Raw genomic sequence first — 17,488 nt, forward strand, 5'->3', positions numbered from 1 at the left:
GGTTCACCTATAAGTCACTGCTGTCCTGCGTGGCCAGATAGCAGTTGGTCAGCGCTTTGGCGATATACTTCCTCACCATACTGGCGGAGACATCGAGCTGTACGGCAATGTCGGCATAGGTCATGCCATCAAGCTGGCTGAACAGAAAGGCCTGTCGTGCTTTGATGGATAGCCCATCCAGCGCCTGATCGATCGTGAGCAGCGCTTCCATCAAAAGCTGTTGCTCTTCCGGCGACGGATGGTGAAATTCAGGTTTACTTGCCAGCGCCGTGAGATAGGCTTTTTCCAGATCGCGACGACGCCAGTTTTCATACAGTACGCGTTTGGCGAGCGTAGTGAGCATCGCACGCGGTTCTTGTACGTTGGCGAGATTCGGCAGAGACGCTAAACGTAAAAATGCCTCGGAGGCGACATCTTCCGCTTCACAGCCGTAGGCAATACGGCGGCGTAATTTTTCCGTTAGCCAGCGATAATCGCTGCGAAATATCAGCGACAGCAAGTCGGGTTTTTTAACAGCCTCTGTGTACATGGGCATCCTTAAATAGCGTAAATCACAACAATGCTTGAGCCGGGATACCCCAGGGCCGCAGAACAAAAGGAACGATGCGTCCTGTGCTGTTTTTAAGTCAAAATTTGCAGGAGTCAAACCACGTTTTTTTTCTATGGTTAGTTAGAAATGTTCTGTTATTGCCTGAAATGGGTAAATGGCTATTTCCGGATATGTCTGTGAAAGGAAATAAAAAGAAGGCGGATTGGATAACGGTATTTCACAGAGTAAAAAAATACAGAGAAAAAGTATTTTCCAAATCAATATGTTTGCTGCCGCAAAAAAATAATTACGGGAAAAAATGACTTCCTGCTGTCACTTTTTCATCGTCATTGCACAACTCATACGAAGACCAATAAAAACTGATTTGTTGAAGCAATTGACGAGGGAAAAATGAAAAAACGTAATGCAGCCTCTCCCGCTCTGGGGTTAAGTTTTAAGAAACGCTTATTTTTCACGAATATGTTGGCGATTCATTCTGCGTTATTCGTGGGGGCAACGGCTGTTCCTATGGCTGTCTACGCGGCGGGTGAAAATGACACCGTGGCATTTTCTATTCCTGCGGGCGACCTGCAAAAAGGGTTATTGGCTATCGCCAATCAAAGCAAACAAACGCTCTCTTTTAATCCCGCGCTGGTAGCGAATTACCAGAGTCCGGCGCTGAATGGCAACTATTCAACGCGTCAGGCGATACTGCGTTTATTACAAGGCACGCCGTTATTACTGACGACGACGGACAATGGCACGCTAACCATTGTTTCTTCCCGCGCCAATGATGCAGAAGTGGCGCAGGCCAGCGATAAAACGCTGCCAGCAATTACGGTAAATGCAGGCAGTGAAGATGAAACGGTATTAAACCCCAGCACGTCGTCTTCGGCATTACGCACCAGTACATCGTTGCAGCAAACGGCGCAGTCGGTTCAGGTTATCAGTAATAAGCTGATTAATGCGCGTCAGGCTACATCGCTGGAAGAAGCGTTAAAAAACTCGGGCAGCGTCGTTACCATACAATCAAACCGCGGTACGCCTACATTCTGGATGCGTGGCTATGCTGTGACGTCCGGCGCGACGGATGGCCTCTCTGGCTCCAGCAACGCGGGGATCGGTCAGGGTACGTCAATTGAAGGTATCGAACGTGTCGAGGTGTTGAAGGGGCCACAGTCGGTGCTGGCGGGGAGCAGTTCCGCCGCAGGGACGATTAACGTCGTGCGTAAAAAGCCGGTCACAGAGCCATTGCATGTTCTCAAGGTAGAAGCGGCGCGTTACGGAGAATTCAAAACGGCTATCGATCTGGGCGGCGCGATTACGGATGACAAATCGCTTAGCTACCGTTTGAATGCCTCAACCATGAAATCCCAGCATTCCTTTCCTGATTACAACGGCAACCACGGCGATTATTTAGCCCCCGCGTTGACCTGGCAGAATGACAAGACGCGGATCACGGTTGGCGCAGAAGTGAATCAGGCGCGTAAGTCGGGGCCAGCCGGGACGATTTACGCCAACGGGAGAATACAGAAGCTGCCGGAATATCGTCTGGGCGATAAAGACGATCATAACAAGACAAAAACGACGAATGCGTATTATGAGCTGGAGCAAAAGCTCGTCGGCGATTGGACGTTCAATAGCAAAGCCGGTTTTCAGAGCGCCGCGTCTCAGATGAAGATGAACGAAACGCTGCTGATTGCCGCTAATGGCGACAAAACCAGCCACCCGCTGGCTTATAAATCCACCAATCAGACGTGGAGCCAACAAAATGACATTCGGGGAAAAATCGAAACCGGGCCAGTCACCCAGACGCTGCTGTTCGGTCATGACTATAAGCATGAACGTTATGCCAGCTATGACGGCAACTTCATTCTGATGACCAATGGCAATGTCTATAACCCGGATTCATTAGTGTTCCCCGGCATCGGTGAACCGAACAGCCGGACGTATACCTCCAAACTGATTCAAAGCGGTTTCTTGTTCCAGGATCAGATTGACGTCTTTGACCGCCTGCATTTCCAACTGGCCGTTAAACGTTCGACATGGGACAACAGCTATCTGGTGGGATCGCGTGCCTCGACGTATACCGCAACCAAATGGATCCCCAACTATGGCGTCAGCTTCGATATCACACCGGACGTGACGATTTACGCCAACTTGCTGAATAGCTTTAGCGGCAGTGCGCAGGTCTCGCGCTCTGGTGTCCAGCTCCCGCCAACGACGGGGCAGTCTAAAGAGGCCGGACTGAAATTCAACCTGCTCGACGATAACCTGACGCTGACGACAGCCGTATTCAGCATTGAGCAAAAAAACCTGACGGTAACGGATAGTAGTGGTTTCCCGATTGCGACAACGGGACGCAAAAGTGAAGGCTTTGACGTGGATCTGAACGGCTCTTTGCTGCCGGGATGGGACGTCACGGCCAGCTATACCTACTCGGATAATAAAGATCCTACCACCGTTCGCAGCACGATTACGCCGCGCCACTCTGGAAACGTGTGGACGTCTTATGAAGTGCAGTCTGGGCGCTATCAGGGGGCGGGTGCCTCAGTCGGTATCAGCGGTTCATCGAAAACGCAGAACGGTCCGAGCAATAACGCCTTCAGTATCGGCAGCTCGGCGTCAACCGATGCATCGGTGTTCTATCGCCAGCCTGACTGGTCGCTGACGCTGGGGGTTAATAACGTCTTCGATCGCGATATCTACTACACCAGCACCACGCCGCTGTATATCGGGGTGAAAGAAGGGCGGACGTGGCGTCTCACCGGGACGTATTCGTTTTGATCATCCGTTCGACAAATGACGAGAACGGTCATTCACACGAATCAGCAGGTAGAAACGGCGCATGAACGCAAGTGAGACGAGTACGACAAGACCGGGCATCGGTCAGATTCTGATGCCCTATTGGCAGACGCCAGAGAAGTATCTGGCGCTGTTTATTCTGGTGGTGATTATTAGCATCAATCTGGGTACGGCCTACATCAGCGTGGAGGCGAACCGCATATCGGGGAAATTCACCGACGCGCTGATTGGGCTGGATTGGGAGCAAATAAAGCCACTGTTTATCTTCAGTTTCATCCTCGGTTTGAGTGCGATGATGCTGAGATGGGTAAACGTACTCGGTCAAGGCTATCTGGCGTTGCGCTGGCGTACCTGGATGACGCTCCACTATATCCGGCGCTGGACGGGGACATCGGCTTATTACGAAATAGAACGGGACGGTGCGCTGTCGAATATCGATCAGCGTATTGCCGATGACGTTAACGAGCTGGTGTCCGCCTCGCTGAATTTTTTTCTCAGTCTTATCTCGGTCATCATCAGTACCGTAACGTACACGGCACTGCTGTGGTCGGTGTCTGGGGTGCTGCGCTTCTCGTTTATGGGCAGCGACTGGGCGATATCCGGCTATATGGTCTATGCCCTTTATATCGAATACTTTCTCCAGATTTTGCTGTCGCACTGGCTCGGTAAGGCTTTGATCAAGCTGAACATGAACCAGCAGAATGCGGAAGGTGACTTCCGCTTTCTGGGCGTTCAATTACGTGAAAATGCCGAACAGATTGCTTTCTATCAGGGAGGGCCGCGCGAAGGCGAACGGCTTGCCCAGCGGTTTGCGCGCGTGCGTGACAATGCGCTGTCCGTGCTGCTACGCGGCTTTAAGGTGTCGTTTGGTCAGAGCCTGTTTAGCCATTTCCTCTCGCCATTACCGACGCTTCTGGCGCTGCCGCTCTTATTAAGCGGTGAAATTACCTTTGGCGATATGACGCGGATTCAGATGGCTTACGGCTCTCTTGGTGCGACGCTGAGCTATTTTATGCAGGCGTATCAGGCCTTCACACGCTGGCTGGCGCTGACCAAGCGTTTGCAGGATATGGAAGAAGCGCTGAATAAAAGCGAACAGTCGCCATCGCCTATTCGGGTGACGGAACACGATGGATCTGAATTTTCCTGTCAGGGTTTACGGCTGCTCACGCCGGATGGTCGTGCGCTGACGGCATTACACGACTGGCAGGTTTTACCCAGTGAACGCTGGATGATTAACGGCGCGTCCGGCGTGGGTAAAAGCACGTTGCTGCGCGCCTGTGCCGGGCTATGGCATCACGGTAGCGGGGCGATTGCGCGTCCTCGCCGCTGCCGCTATCTGTTTTTACCGCAAAAAAGCTACCTTCCAACGGGATCGCTGAAAGCCGCGCTGTGCTACCCCGCTAACGAGCAGGACTTCACCGACGAGCAGTGTCGTCAGGTACTGATTGACAGCGAATTACCGGACATGGCCTCGCAACTGAATGTCGAAGATCGCTGGCAGCAGCGGTTATCCGGCGGCGAGCAGCAGCGAGTGGCGATCGCCCGGACATTGCTGCATCGTCCCGACTTTCTTTTCCTGGATGAAGCGACGAGCGCGCTCGATCCTGAGACCGAGCAGCGGGTTTATCAGACACTGGTCACCGGCTTGCCTGACAGCGCCATTATCAGCGTGGTGCATCGGGAAGCGCTGACTGCCTTGCATACTCATCACCTGCATCTGACACCGTTAGCTGAAAGTGACAGCCGTCATGAACGCGAGACGGCAACGGGTGATGACGCGCCGCCGCCTCAAAACGCCGATAGGTTTTTTGCTGAGCGCAGCCTTGCCTGGCGTGGCGAGTGATATTTTTAGGGCCCCCTGTCCGATCGGTTAATGCCTGTGGTTTATCCACATGGCTACAGGACGCCCGATCGGCGTACCCAATAGGGATTGGATTACTGCGTCTCCAAGAGTCGGAAAACCAGAGGCACTTTCTTCTGTTGATCTGGGTAATCGGCAATGAGTATGAGGTCGGTTTTTTTCTTTCCAGACCATAACTGGCAATCGACTCTCTTTCGCAGAGGGTCGGTGTTAATCTCGTAACTGCATAGGGGTATCCTGCCCGTTTTATCAGCGGTAAAAGCAACGCCATAAGGTGGAAGTGTCAAATCTGCCAGATTTTCTTGCGCACTATCCAGTTCTTCAAGAATCTCTTCGTAAATCGTGGGGCTTACGCCAAAAGCGAATAGAGCAACGGGATCGCCATGTTGGATGCCCCTCAACAGCTCGCCCACGAGCTGATAAATTTCATCTCTGTCACGTGTCATCTCGCTCTTCCTTATCTTACCCAGATCATCACACTTTACATTCTCGGGTGCGACCTACGAATTTTTGCAGCACATTATCAAAAAACCAAGCGGTATTCTTCCCCTCAAAAAGACGCCGACGGATGATGCCATCGGCGTCATGCGTTATCAGAAGGAAACGTCGACGCCGCCGCGCAGCACTTCTTCGTTACCACGATCGGCAAAATGTTTGTCAGCACGCAGGAAGAAACGGGCATCCGCCGCTTTACCGACGTCCAGTCTCACGCCCGCCCACTGCGAGTCTTTATCCAGTCGAATGCCCGGAATATCGAGGCGTTCTCCTTCGCGGCCCAGTCCGCTCCAGCGGGCGGAGACATCAAGCGATGGGTTGGTGAACGCATGCTGATACTCGCCGCTCACGCCGACGCTGCTCCACCATCCCTGATCCCATTGCAACAGGGCGCGTAGGTTAAGCCCTGTCAGACCTACGGTACGGGAATAATCGTTGCCTTCGCCTGTCAGACCCAATGCGCTGTCGGTATCCGTAAAACCTCCAGTGGACAGGTAGCTGTACTTGAGTCCTGCATAGGGCTGTACGCTAAAGATATCGTTGAGCGCCAACTCGTAGCCGGTTTTGAGCAGGCTCTGCCAGCTATCGCTTGAAGTGCTGCTGGAAACGGCTTCGACATTGTTCAGCAGAATAGAGCGCTTCAGCTTATCGCGGCCGTGCTGATAGCTCAGGTTGCCCTGAACGTACCATTCTGGTGTGAGGTTATAGCGCGCATAGGTCATCACCCCATGCAGTTCATTCTCACTGCTGCCGCCGCTACCGTCGTAGTCTGCTTTGATCTGGCTGTTGGTATAGGCAATCCCAGCGCGCAGCCCCGGTGTGTTGAAGTCGGTGTCCGTACCGATGGCGGTCAGGGTGATATCGTAATGGCTGCCCAGATAGCCTGATTGATTCAGGTCGCCGCGCAGCTTGCCGGTTTCAATCCACAGCCCGTAGTTTTTCCCGCTTCCTAACAGATCCAGTCGGTTGTTCAGGAGCTGGTTCTGATAATCCAGACTGTTAAACAAAATGGCGTTGCTGGAGGCGTGTGCCTGACCGGATAGCGAATCCAGCGCGGTAGCGGCGGCACTCGCGCTGCCTAACTGCTGGAAGGCGGCAGCTTTCGCCAGCAAACTGGATTGCTGTTCGTTGGTTGAGGACAAGGTTGACCAGCGGTCGGCAACCTGTAGCGCCGATTCGATATTGGCGGCGGTCTGCAACTGTGCGGCGCTGTGCAAGCCGCTGCTGGTGGCTGCCTCTACGGTGTTCAGGCGGCTGAATGCGCCTGTGACATCGTTGCTGCCGTAAGTCAGGTTTCCCGTCAGGAATAACCCCAGATCGGTAGTGCGAAACGTGCCGCTGATACCCTGATTGCTGTGCAGCAGTGTTTCCTGCGTTTGGACAATGTAGGTATTGCTGGGCAGGCCAACGCGCAATGTGCCATCCAGTGCTGCACTGCCTTCCACGGTGAACGGATTCGCTAGCGTCACGCTCAGCAGGCCGTTGCTGCCCTGAGTGTAATTACCGGCGACGGTCAGCCCACCGTCTGCGGTGGTGGCAACAAGGCCCGTGTTACTCACATTGCCGCCAATGCGGCCTTTTCCTGCCAGCGTGCCAGAGCCGGATACGCTGGCGTTACCCGCAATGGAGCCGTCAACGTACAGGCTGTTAGCGGTGATTTGCGTATCGCCTTTATAGGTGTTGTTGCCAGTCAAATGCAGAACGCCTCCCGCATTGCTGTCACCGTTAACGATCAGGCCGTAATCGCCGCTGATATCGTTAGCGAACGTGTAGTCGCCTGCGGTTAAACGCGCGGTGAAGTTATCGGCATAAAACATGGCCGGGCCTTTTACCGCTTTTTCGACGTTCAGATCGCCCCAGCCAAAGGTATCGTTATAAGGGCGTCCGTTGGCGGTGTCGGCTACCGAAATATAGGCCGGATGGAAAACACTTCCTGTGACGTTGCCGTCGCTGTCTCGGATGATTTCGTAGTAAGAATTCTCTGCGTCGTAGCGAGTATACCCATCGGTGTGGTAGGTCGCGGTAGTGAGCAACGTCTGTTGCAGGTTATATCCGGTCATCCACGGGTAGACGGCCTGTACCCGCGAAGCACCGCCTGCAACGCGTGGAGCCGCGAAGGAGGTACCGTGAGCTCGTTCTGAAGAACTGCTGTCCGAAACGGGATAATCAACATAGCCTGGCGCACTCATGCAATAGGCGGCAGCATTGCCACACTTATCAAAAAGATAAAGTTCAGCAGGGCGTTCAGTGCCTTCCTGCCCGACCCATTCGGGGATGTAGCCCGTAACGGCCAAAATGCCTTTTTGCAGCGAGGTCTCGCCAAAAATCAGTGGGATCTGGACATTGGGTGACGGCGTGGAGGTGGCATTGTTCCCCGTGGCGACAATGCTTAGCGCTTCCGCATCGACGATGCTTTTCAATTCGTTACGGATTAAAAGATAGCCAAAATTGTTTCTGGCGTTGCCCAGTTGTTCGGCGGTTGTCAGACGCTCATCGTTCGCATAGGACATGTTGATGATTTTCACGCCTGAATTGAGCAGCCAATTCACGGCGGAGGTAGTGTTTTGATAGTCAAAGCGGTTGTTCAACGATGTTTGCGCAATATAGAGTTCGCTGTCCGGTGCGACGCCTCCCGCATAGCTTTCCGTCGCCAGACCTGCCAGCGCCAGTGCCACCAGTGTGCCGTGGCCGTTAACGCCCTGATTATCGTTAAGCTGTGAACCGCCGACAAAAGAGGTGAAATGGAGATTGCTGTAATTAAATTCTGGGCGAGCCGCTTCCAGCCCGGAATCAATAATCCCGACTTTAACGGCGGATGCTGTCGGCGTTTCCGGCGTCGTAGGTGTGGTTGGCGTAGTCGGCGTAGTCGGTGTCGTTGTGGGCGGCGATGTTGGCGCGACGCTGGCGGTTTCACCGCCGCCACCTCCACCACTGCCGCAGCCTGCCAACATCAGCAATGCGAGACTGATATTGGCCGCGATGATTGATTGCCTGAATACGTGATTTTTTAATGAAACGGTTCTTTTTAATGAGAATCGCCGCGCTGCTGTCATTTTATTTTCCCTGTATTTTTAGAACATGGAACCGCCTCCCAAAGAAACAGGGATTTGGAAAGCCAATTGCCGCTAATGAGAGGCGTTATTCTGGTGAATAAACGTTATTTGCATGAAGGGCAGTTTCTGGTAGAAAAGAACTTCATTCCCCTTCACTGATCTTTGTGCAATAACCACAGGAAAGTGACAGCGAGAAACCCATTATTTTTGCTGAGTCAGGATAAGCCGATGCTGGAATTACGCCCTAACTGTGAGCACTGCGATTGTGATTTGCCGCCGGATGCCGAAACGTATATCTGTTCCTATGAGTGTACGTTCTGTCCTGACTGTGCGGATTCCGTCTTTCACCACGCCTGCCCGAACTGCGGTGGAGAACTGGTTAAACGGCCGGTACGCCCGGCCCGCTGTCTGGCGAACGATCCGGCGTCAACGATCCGGATTATCAAACCGCATTGACAGGGAGGGGCGAGCATCTCTGTCTGTCGTTGCAAAAAATGGAACATCTCGTTCAGTAATTCCCGATTTCTCCTGTTAGTGCACGGCGTATAGTGAGGATTAACCGTACCTTATGACGAATATCGGCAGGTGACGCCTTCGGCGCATGCCTTCAGGAGAGAAACGTGAGTCAAGATTATGTTGTTGTTCAGCAGCCTTCGGAAGCAAATCGGTTAATCCTGCTGTTTCATGGTGTGGGCGATACCGCGGCAGGCATGGCGCAGATTGGGCGCTATTTTGCTGCCGCGTTGCCGCAGGCAACGGTGGTCAGCATTGCTGGACCGTTCAGCAGCGGCTATGGCGACGGGCGGCAGTGGTTCTCTGTTCAGGGAATCACGGAAGAGAATCGTTTCTCCCGTATTGAAGCAAACCTGCCGCGTTTTATTGATACCGTACGCCACTGGCAGGAGCAAAGTGGTATGAGTGCGGAACACACCGTGCTGGTGGGTTTTTCGCAGGGCAGTATTATGTCGCTGGAGGCGTTGAAGTCTGAATCCTCGCTGGCTGGGCACATTATCGCGTTCAGCGGTCGCTTTGCTGTGTTGCCAGAAAAGGCATTTGCCGATGTCGCGGTACACCTGATTCACGGTGAAGCGGACGGCGTGATTGTGGTTGGACATGCTCACGCTGCCGCTCAGCGCTTTCAGGAGCTGGGGACGTCGTTTACGTTGGATGTTGCTCCCGCTGTCGGACACGGCATTGATGAACGGATGTTGAAACAGGCGTTGTCTTACCTCAAATAAAAATCTATCCCGCTATACCCGCCATACTTCAAACTGCATGTGCGTTGGTTCCCTTAAATGCTCGGTTCTTTATGGGCTGGCTTTAAAGGATCAACGCCTTACGCTGTTCAACCCGTTCACGCTTTATCATTCCACTCGAATGACCTAATCTTTATTCCATCAAATTATCTTATTGCTCATTCTTTCACTTCTTCTATTCAAAATGGAGACTCTATTTTTAGAGATGAGGTTTTATCCATATTAAAAATAATATAGTCCATATTGGGATGTTAAATAATATAGGCAATATTTTTATTTGTGTTGAGTGTTCAATATTTATCTTATTTTTTCAGATATAAATATCACATCCTTATGGAAAAAGAGGGTGTGCCATGTTTAAGCGTATTAAAGTCATTACCATCCTTGTTATCTTATTGTTTGTTTTGGGGATATCTCAATTCTTAACCGGTGCGCTATCCGTTCGCGCACTGATTAACGACAGAGAGGGATTCCTTGTCTCCCAACGCTCTAACCAGAATGTAGCCGCCTTTACTGATGCATGGATTATGATGAATCAGACGCGCATCACTATCGGTTCTATTATACAAAACATGATGATGGGGAATGCGGACAAAGAGGCTATGCAGGCTTTCTTACAGCAAGCAAAATCGCAATTGGCCGCCTCAGAGAGTAGTTATAAACACTATTTGTCTCTGCCTAATACGCCCGGGTTGGATGACGCGTTATCCAAAAAGCTTGAGGCGAGCTATACTGCTTACGACAAGCTACTGAATGATATTGTGGATTCGCTTTCCGGTGGGTTAGCGGGGGCGGCGATGAAATTGAGTAGCGGTGCGACGCCGCTTAACGTGGCTATGCAGGACGCCTATATTACGTGGCGAGCGGCACAAAACCAGCTGTCGGATGATGGGCTACAGGAAAACCACGCGGCATTTGAAACGATGCTGTGGCTTCTGGGTGCACTCTCTGTGGTCGTCGTGCTGGTGATTATCCTCAGTTGGATCGGGTTGCAGCGTATTCTTTTGCATCCGTTGCGTACGCTCATGCGGCATATCAGCGCGATTGCCGAGGGCAATCTGACACATCCTATTGATGCGACCGGGCGCAATGAGATGAGCCAGCTTGCGGCAGGGCTACATCATATGCAGCAGTCATTAATCCGCACCGTCAGTCTGGTGCGCGACAGCTCCCACTCCATCCATGCTGGGGCCAGTGAAATTTCGGTGGGCAGTAACGATCTGTCTTCGCGCACGGAGCAACAAGCTGCATCGCTACAGGAAACCGCGGCTAGCATGGAGCAACTGACCTCAACGGTGAAGCAGAACTCAGACAACGCGCGTCAGGCTACGCTGCTGGCAAAAAATGCGTCGGAAACAGCCAATAAAGGCGGCACTGTCGTCGATAATGTTGTGAAAACGATGAATGAGATCGCCGACAGTTCACAAAAAATCGCCCACATCACCAGCGTGATTGATAGCATCGCCTTCCAAACCAATATCCTGGCGCTGAATGCGGCGGTAGAAGCGGCGCGTGCCGGGGAGCAAGGGCGAGGCTTTGCCGTGGTGGCGGGCGAAGTACGAACGCTGGCGCAGCGCAGTGCCCAGGCTGCCAAAGAAATCAAAACGCTGATTGATGATTCGGTGAGCCGCGCCAATACCGGGTCTTTGCAGGTGAAAGACGCGGGTGACACGATGAAAGAAATCGTCGGCGCGGTGAGTCGGGTAACGGATATTATGGGGGAAATTTCGTCGGCATCCGATGAGCAAAGCCGTGGGATCGATCAGGTTGGGCAGGCGGTCAATGAAATGGATCGTGTTACCCAGCAGAACGCCTCGCTGGTGGAAGAATCCGCGTCTGCTGCGGCGGCATTGGAAGAGCAGGCCAGATATTTACAGAACGCGGTAGCGGTGTTCAAGATTGATCAGGCAGCAGCGCAGGAACATCGTGCCGAGCGCGCGCCTTCGCTTGCTGCATTACCAAAGTCACTGTTACCTAAACCCGCCCATGCCGAGTCATCGAATGCGAATTGGGAAACGTTTTAGCAGACGTGAGCGTTTTAACGGAAGTAACCGCCTGCCGCGCGGGGCTTAGCTCGCGCGCAGGCGGTTTGGCGATGATCGGTGTCAGGGTTTTTTCTTCGGCCAGTCTTCGTCTTCTTCCTTGTCCCACTTGTCGTTGTTGTCACGATGCGGGGGCAATTTCGGTTTGTTGAGTAGAAAACGCGTATGGTCAACGTTGCGCAATTCTTTGATGCCGTTAATCAGCATGCCTATCAGGACAATCAGAATTATCCACCAGTAATCAGCCAGCCACGCCATGGTTACGCCTCATCAACATTATGAATATAACGGGTAAACAGCTGCGGCAAGTTCTGGCAAAGCCAGTGGTAGCCAGCAATGTCTTCATTTTGCCAGGCGGCAAGAATGAGGTCGGGTGTAAGCTGTTCTTCCGCATACTGTGCTAGTGGATAATAGCTGATATGCCAGAGTTCGGCTGCGACACCGCCGAGATCGTGCGCATAAGGCCGATAAAAACCGTATTCATGCATGTGTGCACTCAGCCACGCGTTCAGTGCGGCAAAGTAACCGCCTTCTTCATATTCCCACGGCTCCAACTGGAGCGAACGGCCTGCGGGTAATAAATCGGGATCGTAGATATCGAGATCGCTGCCCCAATGGTGGCGGCTGGAACCGGGCATGGCAGACCAGCGCAGAATCGCTTCACAGCGCTCGCCTTCATCCAGAGATAACACGTCCAGCGGCTGACTGTTGGCATCCATAACGGGACGCTTGCCGCGAAATTTGCCATTCCAGATCTGACGCTGGCGCTCGAAATCACGAAACGTACTGGCGGGCTGTAGGTTAAATCCCGCCGCTTTTGCCGCCTGCTGTAGCGCCAGAAACGCGGTTACCGCCTCCGGCTGAAGACGATGATGGCCGTGTAAAGCGACCAGATGCTGGTCGCTTTTACCGGTTAACGTAGCTGGCGTCATCATGCGATGAGCTGCTCCATAATGCGCTGATACATGCGGCTCAGTAGCTGTAGGTCTGCTGCGCTGACGCATTCATCGACTTTGTGGATCGTGGCATTGACGGGGCCCAGTTCAACGACCTGCGCGCCCATACGAGCGATGAAACGGCCATCGGAGGTGCCGCCGGTGGTCAGCAGCTCTGGGGTGACCTCGTTGTAATGCGTGACGGCATTCACTACGGCATCGACCAGTTCGCCGCGTGCGGTCAGGAATGGCTGGCCGGAGAGCTTCCAGTCGATGGTGTAGTTAAGCTGATGGCGATCCAATAATTCAGCCACGCGCTGCTGGATTAAGACATCCGTCAATTCGGTGCTGAAACGGAAATTGAACTGCACAGACAGCTCGCCGGGGATGACGTTATTGCTGCCAGTGCCTGCCTGAATATTGGCGATTTGCATGGTGGTTGGCGGGAAGAAAGCGTTGCCCTGATCCCACTCGGTGGCGATCAGTTCGTTAAGCACCGGGGCTGCACGGTGAACGGGGTTGTCCGCCAGATGAGGATAGGCAACGTGCCCTTGCACGCCGTGTACGCGCAGATTCGCGGTGATAGAACCACGACGGCCGTTTTTTACCACATCGCCCACAACATGTGTACTGGACGGCTCGCCGACCAGACAGTAGTCCAACTGCTCGTTGCGTGCCATCAGCGCCTCAACCACTTTTACGGTGCCGTTAACGGCGCTGGCTTCTTCGTCCGAGGTAATCAGGAACGCCAGACGCCCCTGATGATTAGGATGGGCGGCGACAAAGCGCTCGGCGGCAATCACCATTGCAGCCAGTGAACCTTTCATGTCCGCTGCGCCGCGACCGTACAGCATGCCGTCACGAATGATGGGTTCAAACGGTGGATGCTGCCAGTGACTTTCATCACCGCTGGGAACCACATCGGTGTGTCCGGCGAAGGCCAGCGTTTTCCCTGTGCCGCGCCATGCCCAGAAATTCTGGGTATCGCCAAAATCCATCGCTTCGACGGTAAAGCCAATCGCCGTCAGGCGTTCAATCATGAGCGCCTGGCAACCCTCGTCATGCGGGCTGAGGGAAGGGCGTTTAATTAACTGTTGAGCGAGTTCTATGACTGGGCAAGACACGTTATTTGTTCTCCGCAATAAATTTCTGGTAGCTGTCGATACTGAAACCAAGCAGCGCGTGGCCGTCATCGGTCATCAGCAACGGCCGTTTAATCACTGCTGGCTGCTCCAGCATCAGGTTTTTGGCGGCCTCTGCGCTGTCGCGGGTATCGCTGGTGATCTGTTCACGCCATTCTTCGCTGAGCTTACGCCATGTCGTTCCGCGCGTGTTGAGTAAGGCCTGAAACCCCAGTTGGTCGATAAAACGCTGTAGCTGCTGTTCATCCAGACCGTCGGCACGGTAGTCATGGAAGCGATACGCCACCTCTTGATCGTCCAGCCAGCGGCGCGCTTTCTTTATAGTGTCACAGTTTTTGATGCCGTACATGGTCAGCGCCATAGGGATAAAATCCTTTCTGCTTATTGGGTTGCATGACGATTGCTGTTCAGGACAGCACGCCCTGACTGAGCCTAATCGTGCGATAGCCCAGCATGCCGAAAAAAGGCGGGGAGATCTACTGTGAACTGTGTTGCAGAAATGTGAGGAAGTATGATTTTTATACTTTCACAACACTTTTGCCTGATTAAAAAGTGTGCATATAATGCGTCGCCGTTAATCACCAAGAGGTTCGCATGGTAGAAGTAGAAGTGAGTACTTGGAAAGATTTTATTGAAGCAATGTTACGTAAATAATAACGAGAAGTACTGTTAGTCATTGCATACCATACCAGGAATAAAATCATACGAATAAAGCAGTGTTGAGTCTCTCAATACTGCTTTTTTTCTTTGTGAAAAGGGGAAACCTGAGTAAATAAAAGAGGCTATTATTAGTCTGCGTATGAGTTTTATTTTATCTAGTTAATTCATGATGATGACTGGCTAAGCGCAAATTTCGCAGCGGCAATCGCGTGGAGCCTGCTGGTATCAAAAAGAGGAACCTTCGCATCCTGGGCACTGATTAATAGCGGGATCTCCGTACAACCCAGAATGATGCCTTCCGCGCCTTGCTGTTCAAGCTGCTCGATAATGTCCCGATAGACCTGCCTTGATGCGTCGTTGATGTTTCCCAGACACAGCTCGTCGTAAATGATGCGATTAACGGCTTCTTTACCCTCATGGTCAGGAACCATCACCTCCACACCAAATCGTTCCTGGATGCGCTGGCGATAAAAATCCTGCTCCATTGTGTAGCGGGTTCCAAGCAAACCGACTTTCTTCAATCCATGTTGTTTCAGACTGGTACCGGTGGCATCGGCAATATGCAAAAGGGGAAGCTTGCAGGCCCGTTCAACGTCATCGGCCACTTTATGCATGGTGTTGGTGCAGATGACGATCGCCTCTGCGCCTGCCTGACGTAATCCCACCGCAATATTGCCGAGTACGGCGGCTGCTTGCTCCCAATCACCTTGTGACTGCAACCGTTCGATCTCGTGGAAATCGACGCTGTGCAGGATGATTTTGGCGGAGTGCAGGCCGCCAAGTTGATTCTTCACATATTCGTTGATAATGCGGTAATACGGAATCGTGGATTCCCAACTCATGCCCCCGATCAGACCCAGCGTTTTGTTTACCATGGTGCCTTCCTTCATATCGTAAAAAGTGATGAATCGGCCAGAACTGAACTCTCTGCGTTCTGCATCGGGTTAAAATAGGACAGCGGAGTTGCGCGGTATACATTTTTAGCGACTTTTATCGCTTTTTATCCAACTTCAACTGGACAAAAGGCCAATCTATTGTTGTACTGTACCTGACACAGATTTTGTGTCTTTCATTCATGTAAAGGTAAGTTTGATGTCTAAGATTAAAGGTAGTGTTAAGTGGTTCAATGAGTCTAAAGGCTTCGGTTTCATCACTCCTGAAGATGGTAGCAAAGACGTGTTCGTACACTTCTCTGCCATCCAGAGCAATGGTTTCAAAACTCTGGCTGAAGGTCAGCGTGTAGAGTTCGAAATCACTGACGGTGCCAAAGGTCCTTCAGCTGCTAACGTTAACGCTATTTAATTATACCGATTTCGTGAAAAACCCGCCGATGGCGGGTTTTTTTTGCTTCATTTTCCACGTGCTATCAATTTCCACATGACCTCAGTGTGTTGTCACCCACGTGACCAGAGTAAACGCCAGTGCGGTCATGAGCAACGAACCCGCCAGATTCAACAACACATGTAACCCCGCCGCCGCTAGCTGCCCGCTTTGTAGGAACATGACGACTTCAGCAGAAAAGGTCGAAAACGTCGTTAATCCGCCGCACAGTCCGGTGGTAATCAATATTTTCCAGTCTTGATCGAGATGAGGATGGCGCAGGAAGAAGGCTAACGCGCCGCCAATAACGAAAGCCCCAATCAGGTTGGCAAGCAGCGTGCCCAAAGGCAGTGACGGGTACAGATTGTTAAACTTCATTCCCAACTGCCAACGCGCCACGCTACCGACTCCGCCACCAATAAATACCGCGAGTAATGTACTAAACATAGAAACCTTTCTTGGGTTGTTTTTGCTGGATTGCTTTTACATCGATTATTTTTACGATCTCGGAGAGTATTGGGCAAGACGCTACGCCCTCTCTGCGAGGTGGACGTAGACATCATTAGCCGAGTGGCGGTTGTACCCTATTTTTAAGGCTGCCAGCGTTTTGGCTGCGCGAGGGTAGGGAGGAATGTCATCTCCGCTTTAGTGAGGAAAGTGTACGCCGTCAGACGGGATTTTTGTAGTGATGTCGGGGCGAAAGTTGTAAAGCAATCTGAATGCGGGCGAAAGCACTTTTGCAGCGTCTTACTTTGTTACAGATGGAGATTGTATCGTGCTGCATAAGGTTTTACATATACTCGTCATACTTCAAGCTGCATGTGCGTTGGCTGCATTCACTCACCCGAATCACTTACTTGAGTAAGCTCATCGGGATGAAATGAGAGACATCCTGTCTCTCACCGGAGGTCAGCCGTTGGCTGGACAAATTCGTTCCCGACGAATTTGTCCTTCTCTTGCCGCGTGATTCGGCCTTGTGGCCTCACCCCTTTGGGGTCAGCGCAAGCGCTGTTCAAAACGTTAACGTTTTGTCCTGCAACTCGAATTATTTAGAGTATAAAGCACTGAAGATTTTTTCTACAGCGTGCTTTGTAGAGAAGAAAATAGTCTCGTTTGCTGGCGTCTCCAGCCTCTGTAAATCAGGTAGGTTTGTATGGAAGGTATCAGTATTGCCAAGCTGTTGGTGATTGGCGCATTAATCATTCTGCTGTTCGGTACGAATAAACTTCGTAGCCTCGGCGGTGATTTGGGCGCGGCGATTAAAGGCTTCAAGAAGGCGATGAATGACGATCAACCGGCGAAGACGGATGATACGACAGCGCTGAATGATTCTTCTCGTAAAGAATCCTGATCGCATCTCACACAGCAAAACGGACGGCAATAGCCG

17 protein-coding genes and 1 riboswitch are annotated in these 17,488 nt (G+C 52.1%); of the genes, 8 read left to right on the forward strand and 9 right to left on the reverse strand.

Annotated features, from left to right (window positions below; all coding sequences use genetic code 11):
* Positions 1-7 precede the first annotated feature (7 nt).
* Positions 8-529, reverse strand: a complete 522-nt coding sequence (locus tag K7X24_RS16775) for a sigma-70 family RNA polymerase sigma factor (protein WP_010301596.1) — start codon at positions 527-529, stop codon at positions 8-10.
* Positions 530-940: 411 nt separating this feature from the next.
* On the opposite strand from K7X24_RS16775, the gene K7X24_RS16780 reads away from it, so the two are divergent.
* Entirely contained in the window at positions 941-3,316 is a 2,376-nt protein-coding gene (locus K7X24_RS16780) for a TonB-dependent siderophore receptor (protein WP_224555996.1), read from the forward strand.
* Between the two features lie 61 nt (positions 3,317-3,377).
* Positions 3,378-5,180, forward strand: a complete 1,803-nt coding sequence (locus K7X24_RS16785) for an ABC transporter ATP-binding protein/permease (RefSeq protein ID WP_224556007.1) — start codon at positions 3,378-3,380, stop codon at positions 5,178-5,180.
* 92 nt (positions 5,181-5,272) lie between these two features.
* Here the strand turns inward: K7X24_RS16785 and K7X24_RS16790 are convergent, their stop codons facing one another.
* Positions 5,273-5,644: a hypothetical protein gene (locus K7X24_RS16790; RefSeq protein WP_224556009.1), complete on the reverse strand. Its 372-nt coding sequence runs from the start codon at positions 5,642-5,644 to the stop codon at positions 5,273-5,275.
* 147 nt (positions 5,645-5,791) lie between these two features.
* The gene (locus tag K7X24_RS16795) at positions 5,792-8,746 is read right to left on the reverse strand and encodes an autotransporter domain-containing protein (RefSeq protein WP_224556013.1); all 2,955 of its coding nucleotides are present in this window, start codon (positions 8,744-8,746) and stop codon (positions 5,792-5,794) included.
* 228 nt (positions 8,747-8,974) lie between these two features.
* Here K7X24_RS16795 and K7X24_RS16800 point away from each other — a divergent pair, with 228 nt between their 5' ends.
* From K7X24_RS16800 to K7X24_RS16810, 3 genes are all read left to right on the forward strand, one after another.
* Positions 8,975-9,202: a DUF1272 domain-containing protein gene (locus K7X24_RS16800; RefSeq protein ID WP_039488856.1), complete on the forward strand. Its 228-nt coding sequence runs from the start codon at positions 8,975-8,977 to the stop codon at positions 9,200-9,202.
* A 164-nt stretch (positions 9,203-9,366) separates the two neighbouring features.
* Entirely contained in the window at positions 9,367-9,984 is a 618-nt protein-coding gene (ypfH, locus tag K7X24_RS16805) for an esterase (protein ID WP_224556014.1), read from the forward strand.
* 371 nt (positions 9,985-10,355) lie between these two features.
* Entirely contained in the window at positions 10,356-12,026 is a 1,671-nt protein-coding gene (locus tag K7X24_RS16810; protein ID WP_224556018.1) for a methyl-accepting chemotaxis protein, read from the forward strand.
* Between the two features lie 81 nt (positions 12,027-12,107).
* Here K7X24_RS16810 and K7X24_RS16815 read toward each other — a convergent pair whose 3' ends face one another.
* From K7X24_RS16815 to K7X24_RS16830, 4 genes are read right to left on the reverse strand one after another with little or no spacing between them, the layout of a single operon-like run.
* Positions 12,108-12,302: a YpfN family protein gene (locus K7X24_RS16815; RefSeq protein WP_010309028.1), complete on the reverse strand. Its 195-nt coding sequence runs from the start codon at positions 12,300-12,302 to the stop codon at positions 12,108-12,110.
* A gap of 2 nt (positions 12,303-12,304) precedes the next feature.
* The gene (locus tag K7X24_RS16820; protein WP_224556022.1) at positions 12,305-12,979 is read right to left on the reverse strand and encodes a M15 family metallopeptidase; all 675 of its coding nucleotides are present in this window, start codon (positions 12,977-12,979) and stop codon (positions 12,305-12,307) included.
* Complete coding sequence (dapE, locus tag K7X24_RS16825) at positions 12,976-14,103, reverse strand: succinyl-diaminopimelate desuccinylase (RefSeq protein ID WP_224556029.1); 1,128 nt, start codon at positions 14,101-14,103, stop codon at positions 12,976-12,978. The genes K7X24_RS16820 and dapE overlap by 4 nt, the downstream gene beginning before the upstream one ends.
* A 1-nt stretch (position 14,104) precedes the next feature.
* A complete protein-coding gene (locus K7X24_RS16830) occupies positions 14,105-14,482 on the reverse strand; it encodes an ArsC family reductase (protein ID WP_224556031.1) in 378 nt (125 codons plus the stop codon).
* 233 nt (positions 14,483-14,715) lie between these two features.
* Between K7X24_RS16830 and ypfM the strand changes: the two genes are divergently transcribed.
* Positions 14,716-14,775 carry a protein YpfM gene (gene ypfM, locus K7X24_RS22200; RefSeq protein WP_137739554.1) on the forward strand — a complete coding sequence of 20 codons (60 nt, stop codon included), beginning with the start codon at positions 14,716-14,718 and terminating at the stop codon, positions 14,773-14,775.
* 170 nt (positions 14,776-14,945) lie between these two features.
* Here ypfM and K7X24_RS16840 read toward each other — a convergent pair whose 3' ends face one another.
* Positions 14,946-15,656, reverse strand: coding sequence for an aspartate/glutamate racemase family protein (locus K7X24_RS16840; RefSeq protein WP_224556033.1), 711 nt, complete (start codon positions 15,654-15,656; stop codon positions 14,946-14,948).
* Positions 15,657-15,873: 217 nt separating this feature from the next.
* Between K7X24_RS16840 and cspE the strand changes: the two genes are divergently transcribed.
* Complete coding sequence (gene cspE, locus K7X24_RS16845) at positions 15,874-16,083, forward strand: transcription antiterminator/RNA stability regulator CspE (protein WP_005976270.1); 210 nt, start codon at positions 15,874-15,876, stop codon at positions 16,081-16,083.
* 81 nt (positions 16,084-16,164) lie between these two features.
* Here the strand turns inward: cspE and crcB are convergent, their stop codons facing one another.
* On the reverse strand, positions 16,165-16,548 hold the full coding sequence (gene crcB / locus K7X24_RS16850) for a fluoride efflux transporter CrcB (protein WP_107332534.1): 384 nt from the start codon (positions 16,546-16,548) through the stop codon (positions 16,165-16,167).
* A 99-nt stretch (positions 16,549-16,647) separates the two neighbouring features.
* Positions 16,648-16,752, reverse strand: a riboswitch (Fluoride riboswitch).
* Between the two features lie 502 nt (positions 16,753-17,254).
* Here crcB and tatA point away from each other — a divergent pair.
* Positions 17,255-17,452: a Sec-independent protein translocase subunit TatA gene (gene tatA, locus K7X24_RS16855; protein ID WP_010298753.1), complete on the forward strand. Its 198-nt coding sequence runs from the start codon at positions 17,255-17,257 to the stop codon at positions 17,450-17,452.
* The last annotated feature ends 36 nt before the right edge of the window (positions 17,453-17,488 follow it).

The organism is Pectobacterium versatile, from assembly GCF_020166435.1.
Taxonomy (GTDB): Bacteria; Pseudomonadota; Gammaproteobacteria; order Enterobacterales; family Enterobacteriaceae; genus Pectobacterium; species Pectobacterium versatile.

Bases quoted from the DNA above. Each gene is read 5' to 3' on its own strand.
- K7X24_RS16775 (WP_010301596.1), bottom strand. From the start codon at position 529: ATGTACACAGAGGCTGTTAAAAAACCCGACTTGCTGTCGCTGATATTT.
- K7X24_RS16780 (WP_224555996.1), top strand. From the start codon at position 941: ATGAAAAAACGTAATGCAGCCTCTCCCGCTCTGGGGTTAAGTTTTAAG.
- K7X24_RS16785 (WP_224556007.1), top strand. From the start codon at position 3,378: ATGAACGCAAGTGAGACGAGTACGACAAGACCGGGCATCGGTCAGATT.
- K7X24_RS16790 (WP_224556009.1), bottom strand. From the start codon at position 5,644: ATGACACGTGACAGAGATGAAATTTATCAGCTCGTGGGCGAGCTGTTG.
- K7X24_RS16795 (WP_224556013.1), bottom strand. From the start codon at position 8,746: ATGACAGCAGCGCGGCGATTCTCATTAAAAAGAACCGTTTCATTAAAA.
- K7X24_RS16800 (WP_039488856.1), top strand. From the start codon at position 8,975: ATGCTGGAATTACGCCCTAACTGTGAGCACTGCGATTGTGATTTGCCG.
- K7X24_RS16810 (WP_224556018.1), top strand. From the start codon at position 10,356: ATGTTTAAGCGTATTAAAGTCATTACCATCCTTGTTATCTTATTGTTT.
- K7X24_RS16815 (WP_010309028.1), bottom strand. From the start codon at position 12,302: ATGGCGTGGCTGGCTGATTACTGGTGGATAATTCTGATTGTCCTGATA.
- K7X24_RS16820 (WP_224556022.1), bottom strand. From the start codon at position 12,979: ATGATGACGCCAGCTACGTTAACCGGTAAAAGCGACCAGCATCTGGTC.
- K7X24_RS16830 (WP_224556031.1), bottom strand. From the start codon at position 14,482: ATGGCGCTGACCATGTACGGCATCAAAAACTGTGACACTATAAAGAAA.
- K7X24_RS16840 (WP_224556033.1), bottom strand. From the start codon at position 15,656: ATGGTAAACAAAACGCTGGGTCTGATCGGGGGCATGAGTTGGGAATCC.
- cspE (WP_005976270.1), top strand. From the start codon at position 15,874: ATGTCTAAGATTAAAGGTAGTGTTAAGTGGTTCAATGAGTCTAAAGGC.
- crcB (WP_107332534.1), bottom strand. From the start codon at position 16,548: ATGTTTAGTACATTACTCGCGGTATTTATTGGTGGCGGAGTCGGTAGC.
- tatA (WP_010298753.1), top strand. From the start codon at position 17,255: ATGGAAGGTATCAGTATTGCCAAGCTGTTGGTGATTGGCGCATTAATC.